Raw genomic sequence first — 25,826 nt, 5'->3', positions numbered from 1 at the left:
TTCAGTAAGGCAGCTTGAAACGCCGGGTCAGATCGAAGATGCCCTCGCGGATCGAGCGCTCGGTGCGGCTGTCCATGGCACCGCTGCGCACGCCCCCGAGCATGGCCAGGATCATGTCCCCGATCTCGCGGAACTCATCCTCGCCCATGCCCCGGGAGGTACAGGCCGCGCTGCCCAGGCGAATGCCCGAGGTGACGCTGGACTTGACCTCGTCACCGGGCACGACGTTACGGTTGACGGTGATGCCAACCGCCTCCAGCGCGCCTTCGGCGGCGTTACCGGCAAGGCCCCAGGGCCGCAGGTCGATCACCCCCAGGTGGCAGTCCGTGCCGCCCGAGACCACCAGCAAGCCGCCTTCGGCCAACCGCCCGCACAAAGCTCGGGCATTGGCCACTACCGCATGGGCGTAGGGGCCGAAGCCCGGTTGCAGCGCCTCGCCCAGGGCCACGGCCTTGGCCGCGACGGTGTGCATCAGCGCAGCGCCTTGCAGCCCGGGGAATACCGCCGCATTGATCCTGCGCGCCAGGGTCTGGTCGTTGCACAGGATCATCCCTCCGCGCGGGCCGCGCAGGGTCGCGTGGGTGCTCAGCGTGGTGACGTGGGCATGAGGCACTGGCGAGGGATAGGCGCCGCCTGCGACCAGCCCGGCGACGTGGGCGATGTCGGCCATCAGGTACGCCCCCACCTCGTCGGCAATGGCGCGGAAACGGGCGAAATCCAGCGCGCGTGAGTACGCCGACGCCCCGGCGATGATCAGCCGTGGCCGCTCACGGCGGGCGATGTGCGCCACCTGGTCCATGTCGACCAGGTGCGTCAGCGGGTGCACACCGTAGCTGACCGCCTGGAACCAGCGCCCGGACACGTTGAACGCCGCGCCGTGGGACAGGTGCCCGCCCGACTTCAGGTCCAGGCCGAGAATCTTGTCCTCCGGCTCCAGCAGCGCCAGGAACACCGCCTGGTTGGCCTGGTTGCCAGAGTGGGGTTGCACGTTGGCGTAGCTGCAGTCGAACAGCAGCCGGGCCCGCTCGGTGGCCAGGTCCTCGACCACATCCACATTGGCGCAGCTGGCGTAATAGCGCCGCCCCGGATACCCCTCGGCATACTTGTTGGTCAGCACCGACCCTTGCGCTTCGAGCACGGCGCGGCTGACCACGTTCTCGGCGGCGATCAGCTCGATGGACTGCACCTGGCGCAGCCGCTCGGCATCGATGGCGGTCCACACCTCGCTGTCCACCTGCGGCAGCGCAGCGGCACTGATGCCCGGCAGCGCGTGACCCTCTTTATAAGCGAAATGCGGCATGTGTACTCCTTGTCTGAACGCCGGCAATAACCGCACTACCCTAGCGGCCTGCGGCGCCTGCGACCGTACCGGTTGCCCGCACTGTTGCAGACCACCTGTCCTGGCCCGGCAAGCAGGCGTCTGCCCTGGGCATGCCAGAACGCGCGAAAGATGGGCCAAAGTGGTCTGGCCTAATGCCATTAACTGGACTACCCGACAAGACCATAGCCTCATTAAGCTCTGCGCCGACTCAGCTCATGCCCCTACAGGTTTCACCATGACGATACGTATCGGCCTGTTGCCGCAAGTCGCCGCAGCACACTTTGTCAGCCACCTGCACATCATGGTGCTGGCGGCGCTCTTTCCGCTGCTGCCTGCTTTTTTGAACGTGGATTATGTAGCGCTGGGCCTGGCCCTCAGCGTGTTCAACATCATCACCGCGCTGGTGCAGGCCCCCATGGGCTTCGCCGTCGACCGCCATGGCGCCAGGCGCCTGCTGCTGATGGCCCTGGCCTTGGGCAGTTGCAGCTTCCTGCTCATTGCCCTGCTGCCCGGCTACACCTGCCTGCTGGTGGGCATGGCACTGGCGGGGGTGGCCAATGCCGTCTACCACCCTGCCGACTACGCCCTGCTGTCGCGGCACATCAACCCTGCGCACATCGGCAAGGCGTTTTCGGTGCACACCTTTGCAGGTTTTCTGGGCGCGGCGGTGGCCCCGGTGTTGTTGCTGGGGGTGGCGGTGGCTAGCGGCCCGGCCATGGCCTTTGCGACCGCAGCACTGGTGGGCTTTGCAGCACTGGCCCTGCTCCTGATACCCGGCTCGGCACTGGCCCAGGTCAGTGACACGCCGCCCGCCCCGGCACCCAAGCCCGTGCAGGCGCAACGCGTGGCACTGCTCTCGCCCATGATCATCAGCCTGACCCTGCTGTTCGTGCTGCTGAACCTGAGCACCGGGGCCATCGAAAAGTTTTCTGTCGCGGCCCTGATGCAAGGCCAGGGCGTGGCGCTGTACTGGGCCAACTCAGCGTTGACTGCCTTTCTGTTCGCCAGCGCCTTCGGCGTGCTGGCAGGCGGTGCACTGGCCGACCGCACCCAGCGTCATGGGGTGGTGGCGGCCAGTGCCTTTGGGGTGGCGTGCGTGCTGATGCTGCTGGTAGCCACGGCGGGCCTGAGCGAGCCGCTCTTGCTCGCCGTGCTGGGCGTGGCAGGCTTTTTGACCGGCGTGATCGCCCCGTCACGGGACATGCTGGTACGGGCCGCCGCCACCAAAGGGGCAGAAGGTAAAACCTTCGGCATCGTGTCCACGGGTTTCAACATCGGCGGTGCCATCGGGCCGGTCGGGTTCGGCTGGTTGCTGGACCAGGGCCACCCCAACGCGATTCTCTGGGCAAGTGCCGCGTTCATGGGCCTGACCGTGGCCCTGACATTGCTGCAGGAATGGGTAATGGCGCGGCAGCGCAAAGTCACTGCCCTGCAACTTTCATTTAAATGACTTGAAGCAATAATAACGAAACATTTGTACCGCAAACTTGAAGGGCGCCGCCCGCACCTGCGCGTGCAACCACACCGGCGTAATCAAACTTAACAACTACAACCGATAGCCTGGAGTTTTAACATGGATGTTAACCATAGCGGTACCGATGATGCAGTTAAGGGCATGCTGGCCAAACTTTCAACCCTGTGGAAAACCCGCGCTGCTGTAAACCAGCCACAGCCCGACTACTGGGGCCTGGCGTTCGATGCCAACAAGAACGACTTCAGCCATTCACTGCTACCGTTTCGCAACCACCAGGCCTGGCTTGAAGCCCCCAAGGACTTGCAGTCCAAGTGCATGTCCTACGCCTGGGGCATCTATAACCTCAAGACCATTTATATTGAATGCAATGTGGTAGTGCCGGCGTGTGAAGACATTATCAAGACCCCGCCGCAAAGCCATAACCGCGCACTGCTGCAAGATGTGATGTCACAAGCCCTGCTCGATGAAGCCCTGCATACCCGTATGTCGATCATGGCCTGCAATTACATCTATGACATGCGCCAACTTACCCCCCTGGACTTCAGCGCCTTCAACCTGGTGACCTGGCGCGAAGCGCTGCTGGCCAACTGCACCGCCGAATGGGAACGCCGCCTGACCCGCTTCGGCATCGCCTGCGCCAGCGAAACGCTGATCACCGACTACCTCAAGACCATGGCCGAAGACAGCACCATCCAGTCGGTCTGCCACGAAGTCACCCGCACCCACGCCATGGACGAGTGGAGCCACTCCAGCGTGTTCAGCTTCGTCGCCACCGACATCGTCAACGGCCTGACCCGCAAGGAACGCCTGTACCTGCGCTCGATCATCCTGCGCACCGTGCAGATGTTCGCCAACAACGAGATGGGCGCCTGGGCGCGGGTGTTCGACATGCTGGGCTTGCCCAACGGCAACGAGATCCTGCACGACGTGGGCGACAACAACGAGATCAGCGTCTACACCGACTCCCTCGAAGCCCTGGTCAACCGCATCGGCCTGGCCGGCAATGGCCTGGAGAGCGCCGAACAAGCCGTCGAACAGCTGCGCGAGAGGGCTAGCGCATGAGTACCCCGACAAGCTTCGAAGCCGTGTGCGAGCACGTCAGCAGCGAGACCGCGCAGATCAAGGTATTCGGCCTGCGCGTACTTAACGCCTCCAGCGCCTTTCTGGCAGACCTCGTGCCCGGCCGGCACGTGGCGTTGCAGGCAACGGACCTGTCCGGCGCCCGCCAGCAACGGCTGTACTCCATCACCCGCAGGCTCGGCAACGACCAGTTCGAGCTGGCGATCAAGCGCGAAGGGCGCGGCGGGGTCTCGGACCAGCTGCACGCCACCTGCCAACCCGGCTCGCGTTTCGATGTGCAGTTCGCCGCAGGTGACATCACCCTGGCCTCGGTCCAGGCCTGCCGCCACGTTGGCCTGCTGGCCGGCGGCATCGGCATCACCCTGCCCATCGCCCTGCTGCGCGGGCTGCACGAGCGCGCCCAGCGCGGCCTGAGCGTGCCGCAGGTCAGCCTGCTGCTGTGCGTGCCGTCCATTGCCGACATCCCGTTCCTGCACGAACTGCTGCAACTGGAACTGAGCTGCCCCTGGTTCGACCTGCAGGTGTTCGTCACCCGCGAAGCGGTGCACGGCAAAGGCCACTTCAAGGCCGGCCGCCCGCAAGCCCAGGACCTGCAAGCGCTGGGCAACCCGGACAGCGTGGTGATCTGTGGCAGCCACGGCTTCGCCCAAGGCATGCGCGAGCACCTGCTGGCGCTGTTCCCCGCCTGCCCCCTGCTGATCGAATCCTTCACCCCGCCAGCCGCCTCTGCCCCGCTCACGCCAGACGATGCCCAGGCCGAAAGCCCCTTGCGCCTGCACCTTCAGCACAACGACCAAGTGCTGGAGCCCGCCGCGGGCAAGAGCCTGCTGGAGATGCTGGAAACCAGCGGCATCGCCGTACGCAGCCTGTGCCGCGCCGGTATCTGCGGCCACTGCCGGCTGAAAGTGTCGGAAGGCGAGTATAGCGTCGAACCCGACTTCTGCCTGACCGACCAGGACAAGCGCGACGGCCATGCCCTGGCCTGCTGCACCTTCCCCAAGGCCGGTACGATCAAAGTCGACCTCAACCCCTCGGCGTAAACCGCGCCCTCACTTCTTTCATCATCGGGTTTGCACATGAAGACAGCCATCGCACTGCGCCACATCCACTTCGAAGACGTCGGCACCCTGGCCCCCGTCCTGAACGAAGCCGGCTATACCCTGACCTACATCGACCCCACCGTCGAAACCCTTCACCCCGAACAGGTGATGCAGGCCGACCTGCTGATCGTGCTGGGTGGCCCCATCGGCGCCTATGACGAAAAGCCCTACCCCTTCCTCAAGGCCGAACTTGAGCTGGTGCGCCAACGCGTCGAGTCGGGCAAGCCCATGCTGGGCATCTGCCTGGGCGCACAACTGATCGCCCGCGCCATGAACGCCAAGGTCTACCCCATGGGCGTGAAGGAAATCGGCTTCTCGCCCCTTACCCTCACCGCCGAAGGCCAGCAATCGCCGCTCGCCGAACTGGGCGACGTGCCCGTGCTGCACTGGCACGGCGACCAGTTCGACATCCCAGAGGGCGCCGTGCTGCTGGCCAAGACCGACATCTGCGCGCACCAGGCGTTTGCCGTGGACAACCGCATCCTGGGCCTGCAATGCCACCTGGAAGCCGACCCCGCCCGCATCGAGCAGTGGCTGGTAGGCCACGCCAACGAAGTCGGCCAGACCGGCCTGGACCCTATCGCCCTGCGCTCAGCGGCCTCCGAACTCGGCCAGCGCCTGACCCAGGCCGCCGCCCGCGTGATGCGCGCTTGGCTTGCCAACCTGAAGTAACCCGCTGCACCGCCACCGCATGAAAACAACAAAGTCATCAAGGATGAGGCACTACCCATGATCGTCGTATTGTTCGAGTTGCAAGCACTGCCCGGCCAGGGCGAGACCTACGTAGACCTGGTCAACAAGCTCACCCCCCTGCTCAAGCCCATGGAAGGGTTCATCTCGGTGGAATGCTTCCAGAGCACCCTCAACCCCAAGAAAGTGATGTCGGTAACCACCTGGCGCGACGAAGAAGCCGTGGTGCAGTGGCGCAACGTCACCGCCCACCTCTCCGCCCAACGCGCCGGCCGCGACAAAATCTTCGACGACTACCGCGTGCGCGTCACCTCGGTGATCCGCGACTACGGCCTACGCGACCGCGACCAAGCGCCCTACAACGAAGTCGTAGACGGCACCCGCCCAACCGCCTGCCCAGTAGCCTAACCCCCGATGAGGCGCCTCTCCCTGTGGGAGCGGCCTCGCGCCGCGATGGGCCGCAAAGCGGCCCCTTCCCCCGCCAATGAGTCATACCCATCCCGACGCCCCCCTCCCCACACCCCAGCAACATCCCGCCACAAACCCTCATGCCATCCCGCCACCATCACAACGGAACTGTCAGCCAAACGGCACAGTCCACCTTTACAGGCCCACCTACCAGAGGCCACAGAGGAGACTCCCATGAAAGGTACCGCGCTTTCGGCCCTGTTCGCGGCCGCTACCCTGCTCGCTTCGCCGGCCTTCGCTGCCGAAGACCTGTGCGCCCTGAACCTGCAGAAAATCAACGACAGCATGGCCACCGCCGGTGCCACCTCCGAAGGCCTGGACACCGCCGTCCAGAACAAAGTGGACGAAGCCAAGCAAGCCCAGGCTTCCGGCGACACCAAGAAATGCATCGAAATCACCAGCAAAGTCGTTGAACGTTTGGACAAAACCAACAAAGGCAGCGGCTCGAGCAGCGGCGGCGCCTGATGCATCGCGCGGGTGAGCGCTCAGCTGTCGACGCCGCCCGCGCAATGCCGTATACTCCGGTTCACGTGCCGTAAGGTGCGTTAGCTTAGAGCTAGTGTGGGGCCGATTAGGATTCGACGCCGGTAGCGAAACTCTAGGTGCATGCCGAGTTGGTAACAGAACTCGTAAATCCACTGTTGCAACTTTCTATAGTTGCCAATGACGAAAACTACGAGGGCTACGCTCTCGCTGCGTAAGCAGCTGAGCCCGCTCTCCTGGTAGCTTCGGCTCCAGCAATCACCAGGGGATGCCTGTAAACCCGAAGTGATTGTCATACAGAACAGGATCGTCGTGTAGCACGTTGGGGGCAAAGCGACTAAAACTTACCCAACTCGTCCAAAGCACCCTGCCCGTCGGGCGGCTGCGGATTAACTCAGTAGACACGGCTAAGCATGTAGTACCGACAGCGGAGTACTGGCGGACGGGGGTTCAAATCCCCCCGGCTCCACCAAATTGACGAAGGAAGGCGCCTATGGGCGTCTTTTTTTGTGTCTGCGATTCAGTAAAGTTTCAACCGTTCGGTGTAATGGAGTTTCAGTTCGCCGCACTCGGCCACTCAACCGTTCCGACTTCCCAGCAATGAGAGGAGCGCGCCTTCCGCTGTTCCTGCCCTCATAGCACATTGCGTAGCGCAATTCCCCTCGTTACAAACGCCGATGCGACCAGCAACAGCCATGTAGATGATGGTGCCGCAGACCAAGGAATGGACTGCACCTGACTGACAGTCAGGCATGCCCCGGTCATCGCATTGCTGCTTGCAATTGGCTCAGGATCTCGCGGCACTGGTCTCGTCAGCCAATGCAGCCTCCACCCGCCCACCGGTAACGGTGCTCAGGAGGCCAGATCATGAGATGCCCTTGCTCCCGGACGCAAGGAGCCGCCAGTCCCGCGCCAGTAGACACCCTCACAGGTCGCAGGGGCCTTGATCCCTGATAACACTCAGCATTCTTGGCGGGATGACGTGAGGGAGAGATGGGTAATTGATGGAGGAAGGCTATGCAACTGCGCGAAGTACAAGGGCCGCCACGCCCCTTGTTGGAACAGCAGATAGCGCCCCTACCCTACCCGGCCGCGGCGCTGGGCGATCTATTGGGGCCTGCCGTGGAACGCATGGCCGATGTGATCGGCGTACCCTGCGCCATGGCCGCGCAATCCGCTCTGGCCACAATTGCATTAGCGAGCCAGGCGCACGCCAATGTTCACCTCGACGGCCGCATCTATCCGTTGTCGCTGTACTTGCTGACGGTGGCTTGCTCGGGTGATCGCAAAAGCGCGGTGGACCATATTGCGCTGCAGGCCGTACGCGACTGGGAAAGACAGCAGAGGATCGCCTATGGCGAACAGCTCAAGGCGCACCGAGCTGCAATGAGCCTCACCGCGAAGTCACCGACCTCGAAAAAGTCAGCACAGCTAGCGCTGGACGCCCAACCTGAACCCGTCCAACCGAGACTCCTCAGTGCTGAGCCGACCATTGAGGGCCTGGTCAAAAGTCTCTGCAACGGCTTGCCCAGCATGGGGCTGTTCAGCGATGAAGGCGGCCAATTCTTGGGCGGCAGCACCATGAGCAAGGACAACAGGATCAAGGCCATCACTCACTTGTCGACGCTGTGGGACGGTAGCCCGATTGATCGGTCGCGCGCGATGACTGGAGAAAGTCTGCGCGCCTATGATCGGCGTCTCAGCATGCACTTGATGCTTCAACCCCGCCTGGCAGACCGCTTACTTCAGGACGCAAATATCAAAGACCAGGGCATCCTGGGGCGCTTCCTGATCAGTTGGCCGGAGCGTCTGGTTGGACAACGACGGTACAAAGCCATCGACCTGACCCGAGATCCAAAGGTGCACCTGTACCAGCAGCGCATTGCCGCGCTCATGCAGAAGCCTTGGTCACGCCATAAAGACGGCGGCCTCAACCCTGTAACCCTAGAGTTAAGCCCCCACGCCCGTGAAGATGGATTGCCATTCACGACACCATTGAATGCGAGTCTGGGGAATTCGGCGAGCTGGTCAACGTGCAAGCTGCTGCGGGCAAAGCCGCCGCGAACGTTCTACGCATGGCTGGCGTGATGGCGGTGGTTGAAGAATCGACTGTCTTGGAAGAAATGCACATTCAGCGCGCCTCTACGCTGATGGATTACTACCTGGCCGAAAACCAAAGACTGACTGAACAGGAGCCTCTGAATAAGCTTCGCGCAGAGGCCGACTGCCTGCTGCGCTGGTTGATAAAGAAGAACTGGCCACCGTTTCGCCTCCGCGACATCACACGCAACGGCCCTCGCTTTGCCCGTAAAAGCACGCGGCACACCTTCGAGTTATTGCTGCAGCTGGTTACCCATAACTGGCTGAACAATGTCGGAGACATATTCGAGGTGCGCCATGTTCCGCCTCAATGACGCCGTGCGCCGCTATCGGGCGCAGCATCGCTTGCCGAACGAGCTAAGGAGTGTCGCCGCCACTGCCACCACTTTGTCGCCACGGACCAATCCAGATGCGGCGAGGGTTGTCGCCAGTGTCGCCGCTGTCGCCGCTCCGACATCTGAGTCAATCGACCTCGCTCGGCTCATCGAGCAATTGCAAGGAGAAGGGGCTTTGCTGCAACACAGCGAAAATGCCCTTCTCGTCCGCCCAGCACACTGGGGACAGTTGGACACCATCGGCCCCCACTGGAAAGCCCTGCTGCTGCTCCTTCAAACCAATTATCAAGGTGAAGACAATGGCGCTGATCAGTCGGCGTGAGGGTCGCAACTTTGGCTACGGTCGCCAACTGAGCTACGCAGGTCGGCAGGCACTGGAAGATCTGTTTGCCGGCGGCCACTTCGCCACCGTCAAAGCACACAGCGATCGCTGGCAAGCCTTCGTGCGCTGGTGCCGATCGGAGGACGGCCCCGGTTACAACGATGCACGCCAGATTGATCGACAGACGCTGGAGGACTACGTCGCATACCTGCGCCAGCAGATCCAGCAAGGTGCACTCTGCATCGCCACCGCGCAGAACCGCCTGAGCAGCGTCAACCGCACCCTTGCTGCGCTGCGCGGTGATCAGGATGTGAGGATCGCCAGCCCGAGTCAGGCGTTGGGACAGCAGCGCTCGAGCGCACGCACTCGCGCGCCGGATGGCCAAGATCACCAACAAGTGCGGCGACTGGCTGAGGTGCTTGGCGAACAGCAACACGATCGGGTGGCCGCCATAGTCCTTTTAGCTCAAGCAACCGGCATGCGCCTGCGCGAAGCGATCCTGGCTGACCTGCCACGCTTACACCGCGAAGCCGAACGCTTAGGCCGCATAAACATCCAAGACGGCACCAAAGGAGGCCGTTCAGGCTCATCAGCGCCGCGATGGGTCGTGGCCAATGAAGCGGTGAAAGCGGCCCTGCAGTTGGTTCGTCAGGCATCGCCGACCGGCAGCCGCAACTTGCTGGCCCGAGACGAAAGCTACGCCATATTTCTGCACCAAACCGTGCTCCCCGCCCGCGAAACGCTGCATGCACACGGGCTGAAGGGCTTTCATGAACTGCGCGCAGCCTACGCCTGCGAACGTTACGAGCAGCTCACGGGCCAGGCCGTACCGGTCAATGGCGGCCACTGCTATCGCAGTGACCGTGACCTTGATCAACAGGCGCGCCAACAAATCAGCCTAGAGCTCGGGCATAACCGGATCGATGTGGTGTCGGACTACATTGGCGGGAGAATATGAGCAAACCCTTCGATATGACGCTGTTCCTGAGCGGCGTACTGACGGGTTCGAAGGCCACGCAGCAACGTCACCTACGCCAAGCACGAGTCATGCAAGCGGTCATTCAACAACGATGGCAACGCGATAATCCCTGGACCTGGCAGCTCAAGCATGTGCGCTGGTTTCTCACTCAGCACCTGAAAGACCATTCCGACGCCACCCGGTATTACTATCGACTTACCGCGCTATTGATCTGGAAGCGATTAGGGAGCGGCCAAGGATTGCTGATCTGACGCTCGAATCGAGAGTAGGCAGTCCACAGGGCTCTCTGTTCCCCTTCAACTATCTTAGCGTGGACATTCTATCGCTGAGTGAACCTGTTCAAAATCCACTCTTTCAACCTTACTGGCATAAAGGCAAAATGCCGTCAGCATGGGCGACGAAATGCTAAAGAATTGGTGCCGATCGCCATCCAACTTTTTGTGACCAGCAGCTTATCGCTCCTCCAAGACACTACGTAAAGCCCGACGAATATCACAGAAATAGCGAAGATTGCTGCCGTAGCAATCCATAGCCAGGCACTGACGCCATTGCTTTCTGCTGAGAACAGCAACGAAAAAATCCGGTCAGAGAAGCTTTAGAAGATCCAACATTTCAAGTCATCCAAGACGTAATTACAAAAACTCAACGTTGAGGGGGTTACGGCCTAGGCCAGAGGCTCAGGGCATAGGAAAACAGCTTGTCGGCGCGCGACACGATTTGCTCTTCTTCCCAGCCATCGTTCTCACCAAACGCCTGGAAGTGCATATTGAGCATCAGCAGACTGGTGGTCACGATCTCCTGCCGCTTCACGGCAAAGGGTTCGTTGCTCAGGGCGGAGTTGAAGGCCTGGGTCACCAGTGTGAGGTTGCCAATACTGTGCAGTAGGCGGCGGCGCCTTTCCTGGTTCTCTGGTGTGTCCTCGGCGAGCGGCCAGTTCGTTTGCCACTTCTGCGGCAATACATGCTCCACAGTCAGGCCATCAGGTAGCACTAGGGTCTCCTGCTTGCTACCGCGCATGGACAGCTCCAGCGCCTCGAGAACCGCACGGACCTTGCTGGTGTTGCGGCCCTGGTAAAGAGCGCGATGGCACCAGTTACGGGCGAAGGCCTCGTCATCCGGCCAGCACTGGCTGTCGCCCTGCAGGGACAGCAGCTTGTCGCGCAGGGTCGCGGCATCGGTCTTCTGCTCGCGCACCATCTCCGCCAGCAAGCGGTTGAGGAAGGTGCGGTTGTAGCTCTTGGTGGTGTAGCCACAGATAAAGCGGCGCACCAAGTAAGACTCCAGATCACCAATGGCCTGCAGGAGCTCCGCGGAGTCCGGCTTATGGTGCTCCAGTAGATAAAGCACAAGCGGCGTCACCGTGGATACATCCAACAGCTTCAGACGCCGGCAGAACAGATCGAGGCGACTCGCCTGCCCCGGCACCATAAAGGTCTGGAAATACCCCGCCAGGTGCGTGATGCGCGCCAGCTCGCACTGAGTGTCGCGCGGCTCATCCTGCCACCAGTCCTTGAACTCGTTGAATACGTGGGCCACCTTCAGATCCTCGCACTTGCGCATGCCCACGTAGTGGTAAAGCAGCAGGTCCAGTCGCGAGTTCTTCAGGCGGCCCTGCCGCTCCTGCTGCTTCCAGAACTTGGCGCCCTTGCCAGTGCTGGTGTCTACCGTCTCGTCGAAATGCTGCCAGCCCTGGTGATACAGCTCATCTACGTCCTCGCCGTTGCGGGTGGCGTGGAGGAAGATGAAGTTGCGGATCAGGTCACTCGGCAACAGCGGCGCGCCCCGGGCATTGAGGGTTTCGAAGATAATCTGCGGGTCGTCCTCGTCCTCCAGCTCCAGTGACATGATCTGGAAGCCTTCGCGCAGGGTGACCAGCAGCGCATGGGCGCGCTCAACCTGCAGCGGTAGGTCGGCGCCAGGCAGTTTCAGATAGATATCCGCGTCGATGGAGCGAATCACCGAATGGGCCACAGTGCGCTCTTCATCTGCAGCCGCGTCCGGCAACAGGTCATCGTAGCGCAGGCCGCGCAGGTAGCAGGCCAGCATGGCGTGGAAGAACAGGTAGGCGCGCACCATGGCCGGACGCTCCTGATACTGCCGACCGACCTTGGCCGGGAAGCGCTCGCAGATCTTTTCGGCGCTGCCCAGCTCGGCCAGTGCCTGCATCACATCGCGACCGACATTGGTCGGGAGTACCTTGAGGGTATCGCTGGCAAGGCGGTAGCGGCCGATATTCTGCGTTAGCGGCTTGAGGTCATAGCTCAGCGCTTCGTCCTTCAGCGGCGCGACTAGGTCGCGAAACGCCAGCAACAGAATCTGCAGGGTGGTGATACGCTGCTGGCCGTCGATCACATCGCGGTTGCCCACAGCATCACTGCTGCCGCCCTTGAGGCTCCCGATCACCACGGTGCCGAGGAAGTGCCGGCGTAGCGGCCTGAGCCGGCCAGCTCCGACCATGGCTGCATCGGCCTGATGCTGGACGATAGCCTCCAGGCGATCAACGAAGTCTTCCCACAGTGGCTGCACCTGCTCGTTCAGCGTCCACACGTAACCGCGCTGGAACAAGGGAATCAGGTACTGCGCCCGCTCGGTAAACAGGTCGGTGACGGCTTTCTTGTCGGGACGCATAGGATGCCCTTATCGGTATTCTTGTTAAATCAGGCCACGGCCTGCTCGACCAGCGCACTGGCCAGATGTTCGTGCACCTGCTGGGCCTGATTAAGGCGGGTTTTGAGTTGCTCGCAGAGGGCCATCAGTTGATCGACTTTGGCGACGATGCGGTGTTGTTCGGGGAGAGGCGGGACGGAAACCAGCATGTTTTTCATGATCGTCCCATTAACGTTTGCCTGCCCACATTGTTGCTTCAAATGTGGGTTTATTTGGGTTTCACGAAAGCCTGGCGCATTCATCGAAATATTCAGGTAGAGCGGAGAAAACAGCTCCTTCAGGCATCTGATACGAATCAAGTAAGAAGCAAAGGAGTATTCCCCCGCTTGCCCCAAGAAAACTCCAGTTTTACCGACCAGTTCAGCGCTGTTTGTTCGATTGTAAAGCAAATCTTCCGTTTCCAAATAGAGCCCTGGTAAACCCTCTGTATTCTTGCTTACGGCCATCTGCCCGCCAAGTAAAACTCTTCCTTCTTGTATGTCACCCATTTTCAAAACGGGAACTCCATCCTGTAGGTCAAAGGTTTTCTCAGACAGGCCATACTCCGTATTAAGCGCAATTTCTCCAATTCGAGACCAAGCCCAATTATCTGGTACATCAAACGGGATATCGGAAATAGCAATATCGCCCAGAGGCTTCTGCTTCTTGAGCTTCCCTTCTGCCACCAACCGCGCCTTTTCCTCCGAAACCCGCTTCAGCAACTCACTCGCAGGCTCATCTCTAGAATCTTGGGGCACCAGCTTGCCGATCACCGCCAGTTGCAGCAGGGTTTGCTTGAGGGCGTCGATGCTGGATTCGGTGGTGAACAGGGTGTGGAAGTGCTCGGCCAGGCGCTGCCAGCTTTGGGCAAAGTCTTCGGCATCGCTGGCCTGAGTCAGGCGGCTCAGCAGCGCTTGCACCAGTTGGGCATGGGCGCTGTCGGCATCGGCCTGCCGGGCTTCCAGCCGGTCGCACAGGGCCATCAGCTCATCGACTTTGGCGACGATGCGGTGTTGTTCGGCGAGAGGGGGTAGAGGAAAAAGGGCTTGCCTACCGTCTTCAGTTCCTAACCTAGGCATTTTCATACCGTAGCTTTTAGCATTCACATAGCTGAGGAAGTACGGGCTTTTCAGCGCGACCATAAAGTAGTGCGCTACAAAAGGTCCGTGGCACCTAAACGGGAGAATTTCGGTTGTGCAAAATCCGTCATCCTCAGCTACTAGAACCTTATTCAGATACGGACGGAGCTTGCCATAGAGCACATCGCCTTTAGCGAAGCTGTTCTTGTCACTGAGAGAGTTACGCTCGTAAAAGCAAGCCTTTTGTAAAAGTCTTGAAGTGTCTTTCTCAATATCCTCAAGATCGAGCACCCAAGCGTCATCTGGGATTTCGTCTTTTTTGGTTGTAGTACCAAAGTTGGTAATTTCGCCAAGACGAGCCCAAACCCAGGCCACTGGCAATTCAAACGGTAGTGCTGCCTCTTCAACGCCAGCCAACGGTTTCTGCTTCTTGATTTTCCCCTGCGCCACAAGCCGCGCTTTTTCCTCAGCAATCCGCTTTAGCAACTCACTGGCCGGCTCATCACTCGGATCTTGCGGCACCAGCTTACCGCGCACCGCCAGCTCCAGAATCAGCTCACGCAGCTTCTTGATGCCATTGGGCGCGCCGGCCAGCAGCGGCAGATTGTCGGTCAACACGGCGCTCATGCGTCACGCTCCGCCGCCTGAGCGGCAAAGGCCTCGGCCAGCACAGCCTTGAGCTGGTCGCGCAGTTCGCCAATCTCGCCTTGCAGCGCGGCGTAGTCGCGCAGCAGTTCGTCCGGGTCGTGGCTGATCTGTTCGCCGACGTGAGGGTTCTTGCAGTCGAGGTTCCAGTTGCGGTTTTGCAGTTCGTCGAAGCTGACCTTCCAGGCAAACTCGTTCTCCTGCCGCGCGGCAAAGCTATCGGCTTCGCTGCCCCACCAGGCTTCCTCGACGGCAAACTCTTCGACGCGCATGGGTTTGGTCTTGGAGTAGCTTTTGTAACCGGCCGGGTACTGGTGCTCGTAGAACCATACATCCTTGGTGGGCGTGCCTTTGGTGAAGAACAGCAGGTTGGTTTTGATGCCGGTGTAGGGGTTGAACACGCCGTTGGGCAGGCGAACGATGGTGTGCAGGTTGCACTCGGTCAGCAGCTTCTCCTTGATGCGACTCTTGATGCCTTCACCAAAGAGGAAGCCGTCGGGCAGCACCACGGCGGCGCGGCCGCCGTCCTTGAGCAGGTGCATGATCAGCACCAGGAACAGGTCGGCAGTTTCACGGGTGCGGAAGGCCGTGGGGAAGTTGGTTTCGATGCCGTCTTCTTCCATGCCACCAAACGGCGGATTGGCGACTATGCAATCGACCCGCTCAGCCGGCCCCCAGCTGATAAGCGGGCGCCCCAGGGTGTTGTCGTGCTTGATCTGGTTGGGCACTTCGATGCCGTGCAGGATCATGTTGGTGGTGGCCAGCAGGTGCGGCAGCGGCTTTTTCTCCACGCCGAAGATGCTCGCCTGCAGGGCGCGCTCGTCCTCGGCGGTTTGCACATAGCGCTTGCGCTTGTGCTCGATGCTGCAGGTGAGGAAGCCGCCAGTGCCGCAGGCCGGGTCCATGACCTTTTCGTCCAGCTTGGGGTCGACCATGCGCACCATGAATTCGGTGACCGGGCGCGGGGTGTAGAACTCACCGGCATTGCCGGCGTTCTGCAGGTCGCGCAGCAGTTGCTCGTACATGTCGCCAAAGGCGTGGCGCTCCTGCGCCTTGTTAAAGTCCACCCCCTCCTGAATCTTGTTGATCACCTGGCGGATCAACTGGCCGGACTTCATGTAGTTGTAGGCATCCTCGAACACGCCACGCACCACATAGGTGGCCGGCGTGGTGCTGTATTCGTGGAGGTTCTGCAACTGCGGGAACAGGTTGTTGTCGATGAAGTCCTTCAGGGCATCACCGGTGATGCCCTCCGGGTTGGCCGCCCAGGTACGCCAGCGGCAACTCTCCGGAATCGGCGAACGGTAGTCGTCATCGAGCAGCTCCCACTCCTGCTCGCGGTCGTCGAATATTTTCAGGAACAGCATCCACACAAGCTGGCCAATACGCTGTGCATCACCGTCGACGCCGACGTCCTTGCGCATGATGTCTTGGATGGATTTGATGGTGCTGCTGATGGACATGCTTACTTCCTGAAAAGGTGTTCACGGTGCCAGGCCAGATAGTCGCGATGCTGCGGCTTGATCTGGCGCAAGCGCAGACAAGGGGTGATGTTGAGCGCACGGGCGCTGTCGGGGTCGAGATCCTCGCCAAGGAGAATCTGCCCCTGACCGTCAAAGCTGATCAGGCCACGGTCGAAGGCCAGATCAAGATTGGGGGTGAGCAACAGCCCGTTGAACGGATCAAGTCGCTCGGCCGGGCTGGCAGCACGCCAGGGTTTGATATGCGAGGCCCTCAACAACTCCGGTACGCAGCAGTCGGTAATCGCACAGCCGCCCCAGTAGGCCAGCAGGTCGTCGCGGTAGCTGCTCTGGCCGATGCGCGCTTTGATCAGGGCATCGCGTTCGGTGTCGGTGAGGTTGGGATCGTTTAGAAATTCCTCTGTTAAGACCGAAGATTTAGGAGTCGCGGACTGGAGGGCAGAAACAGAGGATTTATAACCGAGTAGATCAAGCAGTTGATGAAGGTCGGCCTCTGTAGCGATATCCAAAGCAATTGCTAATTTACTGTCAGAGCCAGCTACGGTGGGATAACCCGTCATGTTGGTGTTTCGATACCCGGTATTTGGCAACGAAGGGGAAAGTACCTTGATGGAGTCCCATTTACCTGCGGTGGCATGTTCTGGATGAATGAGGAAGGGCTGCTTGGCAACAGGAGCACCCGTTTTGCTCATTTTGACGAATACACGACCGTTAAAATCAGGTTGCTCATACCCGTTAGCATGTTGATTTTTTACGGTCAGAACAAAGCCCTTACGGATGAGTGCAGCTGCGATTTCAAATGAATTAAGTTTGGGCATCGGTTATCCGTAGAGCTGTCGCTCAAGCTCCTGAATGGCCTGCTGATAGCCCGGTTTGCCGCCAAAGGCCTTGACCAGCTCAATCGGCGCACCGATCTGGCTGAATGGCGCCAGCCGAAGAATCTTGATGTCTTCGATGTGCTCGACGCCGGTGTCGGCGTATTTGTCGAGCAGGGCTTCCAGTACCTGGCGGGCGGCGCCGGAGTATTTGGCGAAGTAGTTGCGTTTTTTCACCTGCTCGGCGCGCTCCTTGCGGGTGAGCGGCGGCTGGTCGAAGGCGATATGGCAGATCAGGTCGAACGGATCGAGCGGCTGGCCGCGCTTGGCTGAGACTTCGTCGTCCAAGGCTTCCCACATCACGCCTTGAGCGGCCAGTTCATCGATGATGACTTTCTTCTGTTCGGCATCGCTCCAGCGGCGCAGGAAGTCATCCAGCGAGGCAAACTGTTTCTTAACGCAAGTGCGGGTGTAGTCGCGTAGTGATTCGGTGATCAGCTTGCCGTCCGGGCCGTAGTACTGCACGCGCTCGGCAATGACGTGCACGGCGACGTTGTTGATCACGTATTTGACGCGCTTCTTGCCGCCATCGTCGTCAGCGCCGCCGGTGGTTTCGTCACCTGCGGTTGGCCCAGCGCCACCGTCGATCACGTCACCCTCTTCGCCCTCGGTTTCTTCCGGCGGCACCGGTAAGGAGTCGCCCTCGGGGTTGTAGATTACCACCGGCTCCCCGTCGAAGGCCGGGTCGGCAAACAGTTCGGTGGCTTTCTTGAAGTCCATGATGGTGAACCAGTACTTGCCGTAATCCTCGTTGATACGGGTGCCACGACCGATGATCTGCTTGAACTCTGTCATGGATTTGATGTGCTGGTCGAGCACCACCAGTTTGCAGGTCTGGGCATCAACGCCGGTGGTCATGAGTTTGCTGGTGGTGGCGATCACCGGGTAGCGCGACTCTGGGTTGATGAAGTTGTCCAGCTCGGCCTTGCCTTCCTTGTCGTCGCCGGTAATGCGCATCACGTATTTGCGGTTTTCCTCAACGCGCTTGGGGTTGAAGTTGACCAGGGCCTGGCGCATGCGCTCGGCGTGGTCAATGTCGTCGCAGAAGATGATGGTTTTCTGGAAGGGGTCGGTGGCGGTCAGGTATTCGGTGACCTTTCGGGCGACCAACTGGGTGCGCGCTTCGATTACCAGGTCGCGGTCCATGTCCTTGAGGTCATAGACGCGATCTTCGATCAGCTCACCGTTCTTGTCGCGCGTGCCCTTGGGCGGGCGCCAGCCTTGCAGGTCTTTGTCGAAGTCGATGCGCACCACTTTGTACGGGGCGAGGAAGCCATCTTCGATGCCTTGCTTGAGGGTGTAGCTGTACACCGGCTCACCGAAGTAGGTGATGCTGGAAACCTCTTTGGTCTCCTTCGGCGTAGCGGTCAGGCCGATGTGGGTAGCACCGGAGAAGTAGTCGAGAATCTCGCGCCAGGCCGAGTCTTCGGAGGCGCTGCCTCGGTGGCATTCGTCGATCACCACGAGGTCGAAGAAATCGCGGGAAAACTGCTTGTAGACATTCTTCTCTTCTTCGTTGCCGGTCACGGCCTGATACAGCGACAGGTAGATTTCGTAGGACTTTTCGATCTGCCGTTTGGCAATCTTAGTCATCGCCTGGCCGAAGGGCTTGAAGTCGTTGTTCTTGGTCTGGTCGACGAGGATGTTGCGGTCGGCGAGGAAGAGGATGCGTTTCTTCTGCCCAGACTTCCACAAGCGCCAGATGATCTGGAAGGCCGTGTAGGTCTTGCCGGTGCCGGTGGCCATGACCAGCAGGATGCGATCCTGCCCGCGCGCCACGGCCTCAACGGTACGGTTGACGGCGTTCATCTGGTAGTAGCGCGGCATGCGCCCGGAGCCGTCGTCGTAATACGGGGCTTCGGCCTTCTGCTGGCTTTCACCGCTCAGGCCCTTCCACTGACAGTAGCGCTGCCAGAGCTCATCGGGGCTGGGGAACTGCTCCAGGCTCAGCTCGGTTTCCTTTTGCGCGCCGGTGCCACTGCGATCATGGAAGAGGAAGCCGTCGCCGTTGCTGGAGAATACGAACGGCACATCCAGCGCCTCGGCATAACCGAGCGCCTGCTGCATACCGGCGCCGAGCGCGTGCTTGTTGTCCTTGGCCTCAATAACCGCCAGCGGCAGGTTGGCCTGATGATATAGGATGTAGTCGGCGCGGCGCGATTCGCCTCGGCTGTGCAGCTTGCCACGGACGATGATGCGCCCCTTAGTAAAGCTGACTTCCTCACGAACCTGCTTGTGCAAATCCCAGCCCGCCGCGGTGATGGCCGGTGTGATGTATTTGCTGCAGATGTCGCGCTCAGTCAGTGAATTCTTGTCCATGTATCCGTCCCGTTGAACTACCTTGACCTCGCATATCTGGTTAGCGAGGAGATTATTGGGACGGCGTAAAAGTGTACGCTAGAACCCTTGATTACGTCCCTGATGGCTCTTTGACCTAACTGTGTGCGAACGACGTCACAATATCTATCCCGCCAGCATGGGTAAAGCTCGCGTCCCATCAAAACGCGTTGTTTTTTGCGCAGAGGTAGCACCAGTATTCCACTCAAGCTACTCGAGCGGCGTTGTGACGTCAGAGCATGGCGAAATGAACATCCCCCGTGCGACTGGATCACGCCGCTGGATCATCACTATCCCCCGTCTGTCCTGAAGCTGCCGGGAGCTGCCCCCGGTGAGAAAGCAAAGGCAGATGCGCTCACAGAACAGCGGATGCGAGTAATCCAATGGGCCATCGATGCCGCCGTCACGAAGAATGCGATGCTGAGTCCGAGGCGGATAGCTCTTCGCTCAACCTACTCGGCATCATGGACATCACAGCTGCTTCGACGTATGCGACCTGCGATGCAAACTTCAGCGCACCGTAGGCCATTGAGCTGCCGGCGCCAAGACTGGACAAGCTCACAGGTAAACAATCCAGGCAGGCCTCGCTGGCGATAATTCGTTAGAAACCCCTCAGGAGGCTGAAAGCTCTGCAATTGCCAATGCAGTAATGAACAACCTGCACGCATAATTGACACATAGCTAAGTAACCCCGCATAGGGAGGCAGGCATTAACAGTGTGTCGAGGCTGGCCGTCACCTTTCTAATTCGATTGTGATTTTGATTAATTAAAGGCTCAGCCTTCACCGCGCCCCCAGCAATCCCTCAAAATCCGAAGCCTGAAGCTCCGAAGCCCCACTCAACATATCCCGCGCCAACGCCCGTCGCTTACTCAAAAGTTCATCCAGCGTCGCCTCAAACGTCGGCATCGCTGCATCTCGAACCGTCGGATAGTACACATACACATCCTTCTGCTGCCCAATCCGATAGGCCCGATCGGTCGCCTGATCTTCCTTGGCCGGGTTCCAGCAGCGCGTGAAGTGAATGACGTGGTTGGCGGCCTGCACGTTCACCCCGAATCCGACGGCGATGGTGGACAGGATGATGACCGCGAAACCTGGCAGCTCCTGGAATTGATCGATCAGCCTCTGCCGGCTATTGGCGCTCTGACTGCTGGTACTGGTATCACCATTGATGACCGTCGCCCGAAACCCGAAATGCTGCTGAATCGCGTGCTGCAGTTCCCGCTGAATATCACGCAACTCGGTAAAGACGATGACCTTGTCGCCGTTGCCGGCCCTTTTGATCGACTCGAGCGTCTGAATCAGCCACTGAAGCTTCGGCGAGTTGTCGCGCAACCGCGTGTCTGGCTGAACGCTGTAAGGATGGGCACAAATCAGCTTGAGCTTGTGCAGCAAGCCCAGCATGCCGGAGGTCTTTTGATCGAGCTGCTCTTCGATCTGCTGCTTTTGGCTGTATGCGGATATTTCGGACAGATAGAGGTTACGCTGCAGGGCATGCATGCCGAGTGAACGGCATGCTGCGTCTTCGATTTTGGCCGGCAGGTCCTTGGCGATGTCCTGCTTGGTCCGCCGCAAAGTCTGCGGTTCGATCAGCCCACGCAGACGTTCCAGCGCATCCGTATCACGCTCCAGTGCGGCTTCGATGGGGCGCTGATAGTCGCGACCGAACTGGTTCAAGCCGCCCAGAAATCCTGGCTGAATGAAGTCGAACAGGCACCAGAGATCGATCAAGGTATTTTCGACTGGTGTACCAGTACACGCCACTCGGAAGCGTGCGGGGATAGCTTTGATCGCTTGAGTCACCAGTGCCGCCGGGTTCTTCAGCTTCTGAGCTTCGTCACACACGACGATGGACCATTGCTGGCGCGCCAGGGAAAACTCCTGATCGCGCAGTGTCTCGTAAGTCGTCAGGACGATTCGGGCATCGCCCATCCAACCCGGGCGCAGCAGGTTCTTGATGCCTTTGGCTTTCAAGTCCGCAGGGATTTCATCTTTCTTGAACTTCACCGCACTCAAGGCCGAGCCGTACAGCTTCAATACGGGCAGTGCGTCAGCAAAAAAGAAACGGTGAAGCTCTCGCTCCCAGTTATCGAGCAACGAAACCGGAGCGACGATCAGCGTTGGCTGATCGTTTGGGTACTGTTCCAGGTACCAGACCAGGAAGGTGAGCAACTGGATCGTTTTCCCAAGCCCCATGTCATCAGCGAGCAAGCAACCCGATACGTCCATGGGGGACAAGCTGAACAAATGCTGCAACCACGCAACGCCTTGCAACTGATGGTCACGCAGAACGACCTCAGGCTTGAGCAAACCAGGCAACTCTGGCGTTGCATCCAAAGCGGCGCGTAACGCTGCTTGACGTACCTGTACGTAAGTCGGCTCGTCAATGTTGTGGCCGATTTGCAGTACGGCGCGGCCAACTTTCTCCCGTTGCTCAACTTGGCCGGTCTCGACAGGTGCAATCTTCTTCGACCAGGCATCCAACAGTTGTTCTGCTGCGGCAATCGAGAGTGGTGTCTCGGACTCAGGCAAACAGACCGTGTCATCACCGGCAGCGCGTGCTTCATCCAGCCGCTGCCCAAACGCTTCAAATTGAGTACGATCGGAAGGATCCCACCGACCCAGGATTTCTGCGTCGATGCCCAGCGCTGCCACATCCTTCGGCAACCAGTTCTCGGTCGCCTCTTTGACCAGGAAAGGCGAAGTAATTCTTTCCGCTTCCCCAATGCCCGTCACACGGTCGCCGTAGAGGGAAAGGTCCAAGACCGAGTCAAACTCGATACCGGCCGCCTCGTTTTGCCACCGTTTAAGCAGGTCATTGATGCCTGCCAACTGGCGCAAATCAAAATCGCTGAGCTCCAGCTCATAGCCCTGCCAGAAGCCCGCAGGCATACCGGCGGCCAACTTCAGCTGCAGCTCATGCACAAGCGGCGCGAATTCATGGGCGGCTTTGAACTCAATTTCGATAGGCGCTTGCGGGGTTGGAGAAATCGGTTCGAGCGTCAGTGTTACCTGCTCGATACGCTGGCCCGCTTCATCCAGTTTGGGTTCCAGATGGAAGCGATGAAAGAAAATACCGGCCTCGGCTAGCTCGTCTTCATAGGATTCGGCATCCAGCACATGTGCGGCACTTTCGCCGAGCGTGCTGTAAGGGTTACGGACAAATGAAAGGGCATCGTCACCAGCAACCCGACGCCCAGGCAACGAACGCACGTAGTCCAGTACCGATTTGACTTCAGGCTCAATCAGAACATGAGTCAGCGAGCCATCGTCACCCGTTACCCGGTATCGATCCTGAACCTGCTTGGCACCGTCAAAGCTCTCAAGCCAGTTGGCCGGCTGGCCATCAAAGCTCGGTTGCAACTCGATAACTGGTGTGTCGCCAAGCTTCGACTTTCGTGGGTTGAGCCGCAGTTTCTCGGGTTTGATAACGACGGTCTTATCCAAGAAGCCATCCATACCAGCGCCAGCCTTGCGCGCCAGCTTTCTGATGCTGGCCCAGCCGATCTGGTTGGTCACTTCACCGGGCTCATTTTGTTGTGCCAGATAAAGCTGTCGTACAGCACCGGTCAGTTTCCAGGACGCCTCAGGCAGCATTTCTGTGGCTCCCTGATGTTGAACGATGGCCCCTGTTCGCTGCACCTGCACGCTGGCATTGGACTGCGGATCACGCCAGCCACTGATGGAGACCTTGAAATCGTCGGAGGCAAGGCTGCCCTGGCTGCTCAATTGAGGGATGAGGCCTGTCTGCGGCGGCAACCCCAATAATGGCAGGCTTGTTTCGTGCTCTGGCTCATCCAGCAGCCGGTAGAGCTCATCCCACGTCAAGAGCCAGCGATCGCTCAACTGGGAGACGAACTCCTCTTCTTCCAGCTGATCAAGGTAACTCGCCAGCGACCAGGACTCCGTGCTCTCCGCCAAGCTCAGGGGATAACAGATGCCCTGCTCTTCAATGGAAAAAACCGGCTCAGTATTTTCTGCTGCCGAGTTCGGCTGCAGGCCAATGCCTTTGAGGAAACGCTTGAGCATTACTGTCTCCAGAACCGGAGTGGCTGGTTATTGACGGGCCTGAAGCCCAGGCGCTGCAGCGCAGTTACTGCGGCCGGGTCATGATCATCAAGCTGGACCTGAAATGCACCGCCGCGCCCGCGCTGATCATAGACCTTGTGTTTGACCGACTTTAGAGCGTCACGGACCTGGTCTTCAAAAGGCAACGGCTTGGCTGAACCTGCCGCTGCGGCCTGACTCTGTACACGAATACCCCATTGCTCGAGGGCATAATCGAATTTGCTGAGCCAACCCTCTATGCGGTCCGGGCGACTGGGTGCAGGTGAATGCCGCATTCGATCCAGTGCACGATTAGGCTGCTTCAGCTCGCTCGCCAATTCGAGCTGCAACTTGTCTGGATTGAAAGGCGACTTGTCTGCTTGATACACATAGCAGGCATTACCCGTACCGGAGAACTCCACGAAAAAGTAGTTCCCGATCTGCATGATGACGGCGTTGTTATGACCGGGGCCACCTACCAGTCGGCTGAGGCGCCCTTTGTTCTTCTCTCGGAAGTGGACGAAGTCTCGCCCGCTGTCATGCCAGGCATCCGAACCCATGACAATCCGGGTGTAACTCATCTGGTTGGCAAAACGCAGCCAATAATGCAGACGAGATTGATCGACTTCTGCTTCCCCTTTGAGCAGGTTGAAGAAGTGCTCCAGATCCTCCTTCGCGAACCACGCCACAACCATCGCACAGACATCTTTATCGACATACTGCAACCAGCTGTTTTGTCTGGAGCGGATCTGCGGACTACCCCAATTGTCGAGCGCGAGCTGTTTGAGCAGCGATGATGGTTTCTCTCGATAAGCTGCCAGGTGGTAACGCGACAAGCACGCACTTAAAACGTCGTTCATGTACCGCGGGTGCTGACGACCGATGTCGACAAGGTCAGCCAGACGCTGAGAAAACTCGGCGTCATCCAGCATGAAAATGCGAGAAATCAGTACGGTAAAAATCCTGCGCCACAGCCAACTGTTGTCAGGGATCTGCGCAATCGTCTGCAATGCCGAAAGGTCGCTGATCTCGCCCTTGAACATCTGGTCACCCAGCGTGGCACCTGCCTGCTCGGAGAAAAGCTCTTGATGCTGCTGAACGATCTGCACCCATTCCTTCACTCGCTTCTGCTGGTCTCTGACGCATTCGAACCCGAGCTGAACGTCTTCGCGCAACAGGCACCAATTGGCATTCTGCGCAGGCTTGGCGGCGTCGTAGCCAAAGTAGCTGAAACACAGCGCCAACCAATCCCGGCGGCTCAGCCTTCGCTTCTCGATACGCTGATGGACTTCTTCGTGTACGCGGGCATAAAGCTGGTCATCGTCCAGTATCGGCCCGACGCGCTCACTCTTGTCGGAAAGGCCGGCGAATACCAAGCGCCATTCCGAGGCGTTGAGTGGTAGTACATTGCGAAACTTGCTTATCGCAGCACGGCGCTTTTCTTCGGGTGGCGGCAAGGCCTTTTCAGCGCGCTCGAATCGCTCGTAAAGATCGACTCCCGCAGCAGCCAGACGGGGAAATCGCTCCAACGGTTCTGGGGCCTGCACCGTGCGATGAGCTGACAGGCTTTGGCTAATGGCGGCGGAAAGCCTCGCGATCGAGCTGGTCATCGGTTCATCGCCAACTGACATTTTTCCACATCAGTATTAGTGAACACCGGCACTTCAGGCTTGAGATTGCCCTCCTTCTCCTTCAAGCCAAAGAACTGCATGCGCAACTCCACTCGCCTGCTTTCTTCCTTGGTGTCCTTTGCATTATTGAAGGACACGCCACCCGCCAGAAACATCGATCTGATTTGCTGCTGATGCTCCGGCGACAATCCGACCTGGAGCGGGCTGCGACTATCGAGCAGGCTGCACATCACCCACTCCGAACGCTGCAGTGACAGGTGCAGGTTATAAAGGTAGGAACCATCGGTATCGGTAGACCCCTCGATCACGACCTGCTTGAACCACTTGCGCCCCTCTTCACTGTTGGCCGCGTCCAGAATCATCGGCACGACCTCCTGAAGTGCCGATTGGCCATCGTTGCTCAGCGCGTACTGGTTGTGCCCAAAGCGGCCAGCATCGCCGAAGCTAATCCGGTTGTCCTTGCAGTCCACGACGATGGTCTTGCTGGCAGTCTTCGCCTTGAGGCTCAGGTGCTCGCAAATCTGACTGATGTCCTTGCTACGCTGCTTCTCCCCCTGTTCCGCCTGGTTGATCCGCTGAGTCACGGAGCTCAAAGCCGCCACCATGACCACGAGAAACAGAATCATCATCGCGGTCATCAAATCAGCGAAGGAAATCCAGAAAGGCTTCTCTCCCTCGTCCTTTGAACGGGCAGCCGAAGGCATTTGCTTACCAAACATCGACTAGCCTCC

Annotated in this window: 17 protein-coding genes, 1 other RNA gene and 2 pseudogenes; 11 read left to right on the top strand and 9 right to left on the bottom strand. The window is 59.4% G+C overall.

All coding sequences use genetic code 11. From position 1 onward, the window contains the following. Nucleotide 1: 1 nt before the first annotated feature. Nucleotides 2–1,300, bottom strand: coding sequence for a serine hydroxymethyltransferase (locus tag ACF8GB_RS11055; RefSeq protein ID WP_058604779.1), 1,299 nt, complete (start codon nt 1,298–1,300; stop codon nt 2–4). 256 nt (nt 1,301–1,556) lie between these two features. Between ACF8GB_RS11055 and ACF8GB_RS11050 the strand changes: the two genes are divergently transcribed. The 11 genes and pseudogenes from ACF8GB_RS11050 (at nt 1,557) to ACF8GB_RS11000 (ending at nt 10,603) form a co-directional block, all read left to right on the top strand. Continuing rightward, a complete protein-coding gene (locus tag ACF8GB_RS11050) occupies nt 1,557–2,771 on the top strand; it encodes an MFS transporter (RefSeq protein WP_326384355.1) in 1,215 nt (404 codons plus the stop codon). A 123-nt stretch (nt 2,772–2,894) separates the two neighbouring features. Beyond that, complete coding sequence (locus ACF8GB_RS11045; RefSeq protein ID WP_078477967.1) at nt 2,895–3,857, top strand: diiron oxygenase; 963 nt, start codon at nt 2,895–2,897, stop codon at nt 3,855–3,857. Then, nucleotides 3,854–4,915, top strand: a complete 1,062-nt coding sequence (locus ACF8GB_RS11040; protein ID WP_326384356.1) for an iron-sulfur cluster-binding domain-containing protein — start codon at nt 3,854–3,856, stop codon at nt 4,913–4,915. Before ACF8GB_RS11045 ends, ACF8GB_RS11040 begins: the two co-directional genes overlap by 4 nt. 36 nt (nt 4,916–4,951) lie before the next feature. After that, nucleotides 4,952–5,647: a glutamine amidotransferase gene (locus tag ACF8GB_RS11035; RefSeq protein WP_326384357.1), complete on the top strand. Its 696-nt coding sequence runs from the start codon at nt 4,952–4,954 to the stop codon at nt 5,645–5,647. Between the two features lie 57 nt (nt 5,648–5,704). After that, nucleotides 5,705–6,073, top strand: a complete 369-nt coding sequence (locus tag ACF8GB_RS11030; RefSeq protein WP_027915438.1) for an antibiotic biosynthesis monooxygenase — start codon at nt 5,705–5,707, stop codon at nt 6,071–6,073. 234 nt (nt 6,074–6,307) lie between these two features. After that, nucleotides 6,308–6,598 carry a hypothetical protein gene (locus tag ACF8GB_RS11025; protein ID WP_326384358.1) on the top strand — a complete coding sequence of 97 codons (291 nt, stop codon included), beginning with the start codon at nt 6,308–6,310 and terminating at the stop codon, nt 6,596–6,598. Nucleotides 6,599–6,696: 98 nt separating this feature from the next. Then, nucleotides 6,697–7,088: a transfer-messenger RNA gene (gene ssrA / locus ACF8GB_RS11020) on the top strand. Between the two features lie 545 nt (nt 7,089–7,633). Beyond that, nucleotides 7,634–9,030: pseudogene (locus tag ACF8GB_RS11015) on the top strand (YfjI family protein). After that, the gene (locus tag ACF8GB_RS11010; protein ID WP_392527032.1) at nt 9,014–9,373 is read left to right on the top strand and encodes a hypothetical protein; all 360 of its coding nucleotides are present in this window, start codon (nt 9,014–9,016) and stop codon (nt 9,371–9,373) included. The pseudogene ACF8GB_RS11015 and the gene ACF8GB_RS11010 overlap by 17 nt, the downstream one beginning before the upstream one ends. After that, nucleotides 9,351–10,331 carry an integrase domain-containing protein gene (locus tag ACF8GB_RS11005; RefSeq protein ID WP_392527030.1) on the top strand — a complete coding sequence of 327 codons (981 nt, stop codon included), beginning with the start codon at nt 9,351–9,353 and terminating at the stop codon, nt 10,329–10,331. Before ACF8GB_RS11010 ends, ACF8GB_RS11005 begins: the two co-directional genes overlap by 23 nt. Next, entirely contained in the window at nt 10,328–10,603 is a 276-nt protein-coding gene (locus ACF8GB_RS11000; RefSeq protein WP_012053760.1) for a hypothetical protein, read from the top strand. Before ACF8GB_RS11005 ends, ACF8GB_RS11000 begins: the two co-directional genes overlap by 4 nt. Before the next feature lie 406 nt (nt 10,604–11,009). On the opposite strand, the gene ACF8GB_RS10995 is transcribed toward ACF8GB_RS11000, so the two are convergent. The 8 genes and pseudogenes from ACF8GB_RS10995 to zorB1 form a co-directional block, all read right to left on the bottom strand. Beyond that, the gene (locus tag ACF8GB_RS10995) at nt 11,010–12,980 is read right to left on the bottom strand and encodes a DUF262 domain-containing protein (protein ID WP_392527029.1); all 1,971 of its coding nucleotides are present in this window, start codon (nt 12,978–12,980) and stop codon (nt 11,010–11,012) included. 29 nt (nt 12,981–13,009) lie between these two features. Next, on the bottom strand, nt 13,010–14,704 hold the full coding sequence (locus ACF8GB_RS10990; RefSeq protein ID WP_392527028.1) for a restriction endonuclease subunit S: 1,695 nt from the start codon (nt 14,702–14,704) through the stop codon (nt 13,010–13,012). Then, nucleotides 14,701–16,185 (bottom strand): N-6 DNA methylase, encoded by a 1,485-nt coding sequence (locus ACF8GB_RS10985; protein WP_392527026.1) that lies wholly within the window; start codon nt 16,183–16,185, stop codon nt 14,701–14,703. The genes ACF8GB_RS10990 and ACF8GB_RS10985 overlap by 4 nt, the downstream gene beginning before the upstream one ends. A gap of 2 nt (nt 16,186–16,187) precedes the next feature. Further along, nucleotides 16,188–16,589, bottom strand: a pseudogene (locus ACF8GB_RS10980) (HNH endonuclease); the annotation flags it as partial. A 435-nt stretch (nt 16,590–17,024) separates the two neighbouring features. Further along, nucleotides 17,025–19,397, bottom strand: coding sequence for an EcoAI/FtnUII family type I restriction enzme subunit R (hsdR, locus tag ACF8GB_RS10975; RefSeq protein ID WP_392527025.1), 2,373 nt, complete (start codon nt 19,395–19,397; stop codon nt 17,025–17,027). An 800-nt stretch (nt 19,398–20,197) separates the two neighbouring features. Next, nucleotides 20,198–23,446: a type I Zorya anti-phage system protein ZorD gene (zorD, locus tag ACF8GB_RS10970; RefSeq protein ID WP_196125425.1), complete on the bottom strand. Its 3,249-nt coding sequence runs from the start codon at nt 23,444–23,446 to the stop codon at nt 20,198–20,200. Further along, nucleotides 23,446–25,074, bottom strand: a complete 1,629-nt coding sequence (gene zorC, locus ACF8GB_RS10965) for a type I Zorya anti-phage system protein ZorC (protein ID WP_145128986.1) — start codon at nt 25,072–25,074, stop codon at nt 23,446–23,448. The genes zorD and zorC overlap by 1 nt, the downstream gene beginning before the upstream one ends. Further along, nucleotides 25,071–25,814: a type I Zorya anti-phage system protein ZorB1 gene (zorB1, locus tag ACF8GB_RS10960; protein WP_015269894.1), complete on the bottom strand. Its 744-nt coding sequence runs from the start codon at nt 25,812–25,814 to the stop codon at nt 25,071–25,073. The genes zorC and zorB1 overlap by 4 nt, the downstream gene beginning before the upstream one ends. Nucleotides 25,815–25,826: the final 12 nt, after the last annotated feature.

The sequence above is a fragment of the Pseudomonas sp. xss_4 genome, assembly GCF_043104125.1.
Lineage (GTDB): Bacteria > Pseudomonadota > Gammaproteobacteria > Pseudomonadales > Pseudomonadaceae > Aquipseudomonas > Aquipseudomonas parafulva_B.
This window is presented reverse-complemented; position numbering and strand designations above follow the sequence as displayed.

Excerpts from the sequence above, each read along its gene's own strand:
- zorB1 (WP_015269894.1), bottom strand. The coding sequence starts at position 25,814 with ATGTTTGGTAAGCAAATGCCTTCGGCTGCCCGTTCAAAGGACGAGGGA.
- zorD (WP_196125425.1), bottom strand. The coding sequence starts at position 23,446 with ATGCTCAAGCGTTTCCTCAAAGGCATTGGCCTGCAGCCGAACTCGGCA.
- ACF8GB_RS11030 (WP_027915438.1), top strand. The coding sequence starts at position 5,705 with ATGATCGTCGTATTGTTCGAGTTGCAAGCACTGCCCGGCCAGGGCGAG.
- ACF8GB_RS11005 (WP_392527030.1), top strand. The coding sequence starts at position 9,351 with ATGGCGCTGATCAGTCGGCGTGAGGGTCGCAACTTTGGCTACGGTCGC.
- ACF8GB_RS11055 (WP_058604779.1), bottom strand. The coding sequence starts at position 1,300 with ATGCCGCATTTCGCTTATAAAGAGGGTCACGCGCTGCCGGGCATCAGT.
- ACF8GB_RS11035 (WP_326384357.1), top strand. The coding sequence starts at position 4,952 with ATGAAGACAGCCATCGCACTGCGCCACATCCACTTCGAAGACGTCGGC.
- ACF8GB_RS10985 (WP_392527026.1), bottom strand. The coding sequence starts at position 16,185 with ATGTCCATCAGCAGCACCATCAAATCCATCCAAGACATCATGCGCAAG.
- ACF8GB_RS11050 (WP_326384355.1), top strand. The coding sequence starts at position 1,557 with ATGACGATACGTATCGGCCTGTTGCCGCAAGTCGCCGCAGCACACTTT.
- ACF8GB_RS11010 (WP_392527032.1), top strand. The coding sequence starts at position 9,014 with ATGTTCCGCCTCAATGACGCCGTGCGCCGCTATCGGGCGCAGCATCGC.
- ACF8GB_RS11045 (WP_078477967.1), top strand. The coding sequence starts at position 2,895 with ATGGATGTTAACCATAGCGGTACCGATGATGCAGTTAAGGGCATGCTG.
- ACF8GB_RS11000 (WP_012053760.1), top strand. The coding sequence starts at position 10,328 with ATGAGCAAACCCTTCGATATGACGCTGTTCCTGAGCGGCGTACTGACG.
- ACF8GB_RS11025 (WP_326384358.1), top strand. The coding sequence starts at position 6,308 with ATGAAAGGTACCGCGCTTTCGGCCCTGTTCGCGGCCGCTACCCTGCTC.
- ACF8GB_RS10995 (WP_392527029.1), bottom strand. The coding sequence starts at position 12,980 with ATGCGTCCCGACAAGAAAGCCGTCACCGACCTGTTTACCGAGCGGGCG.
- ACF8GB_RS10990 (WP_392527028.1), bottom strand. The coding sequence starts at position 14,704 with ATGAGCGCCGTGTTGACCGACAATCTGCCGCTGCTGGCCGGCGCGCCC.
- ACF8GB_RS11040 (WP_326384356.1), top strand. The coding sequence starts at position 3,854 with ATGAGTACCCCGACAAGCTTCGAAGCCGTGTGCGAGCACGTCAGCAGC.
- hsdR (WP_392527025.1), bottom strand. The coding sequence starts at position 19,397 with ATGGACAAGAATTCACTGACTGAGCGCGACATCTGCAGCAAATACATC.
- zorC (WP_145128986.1), bottom strand. The coding sequence starts at position 25,074 with ATGACCAGCTCGATCGCGAGGCTTTCCGCCGCCATTAGCCAAAGCCTG.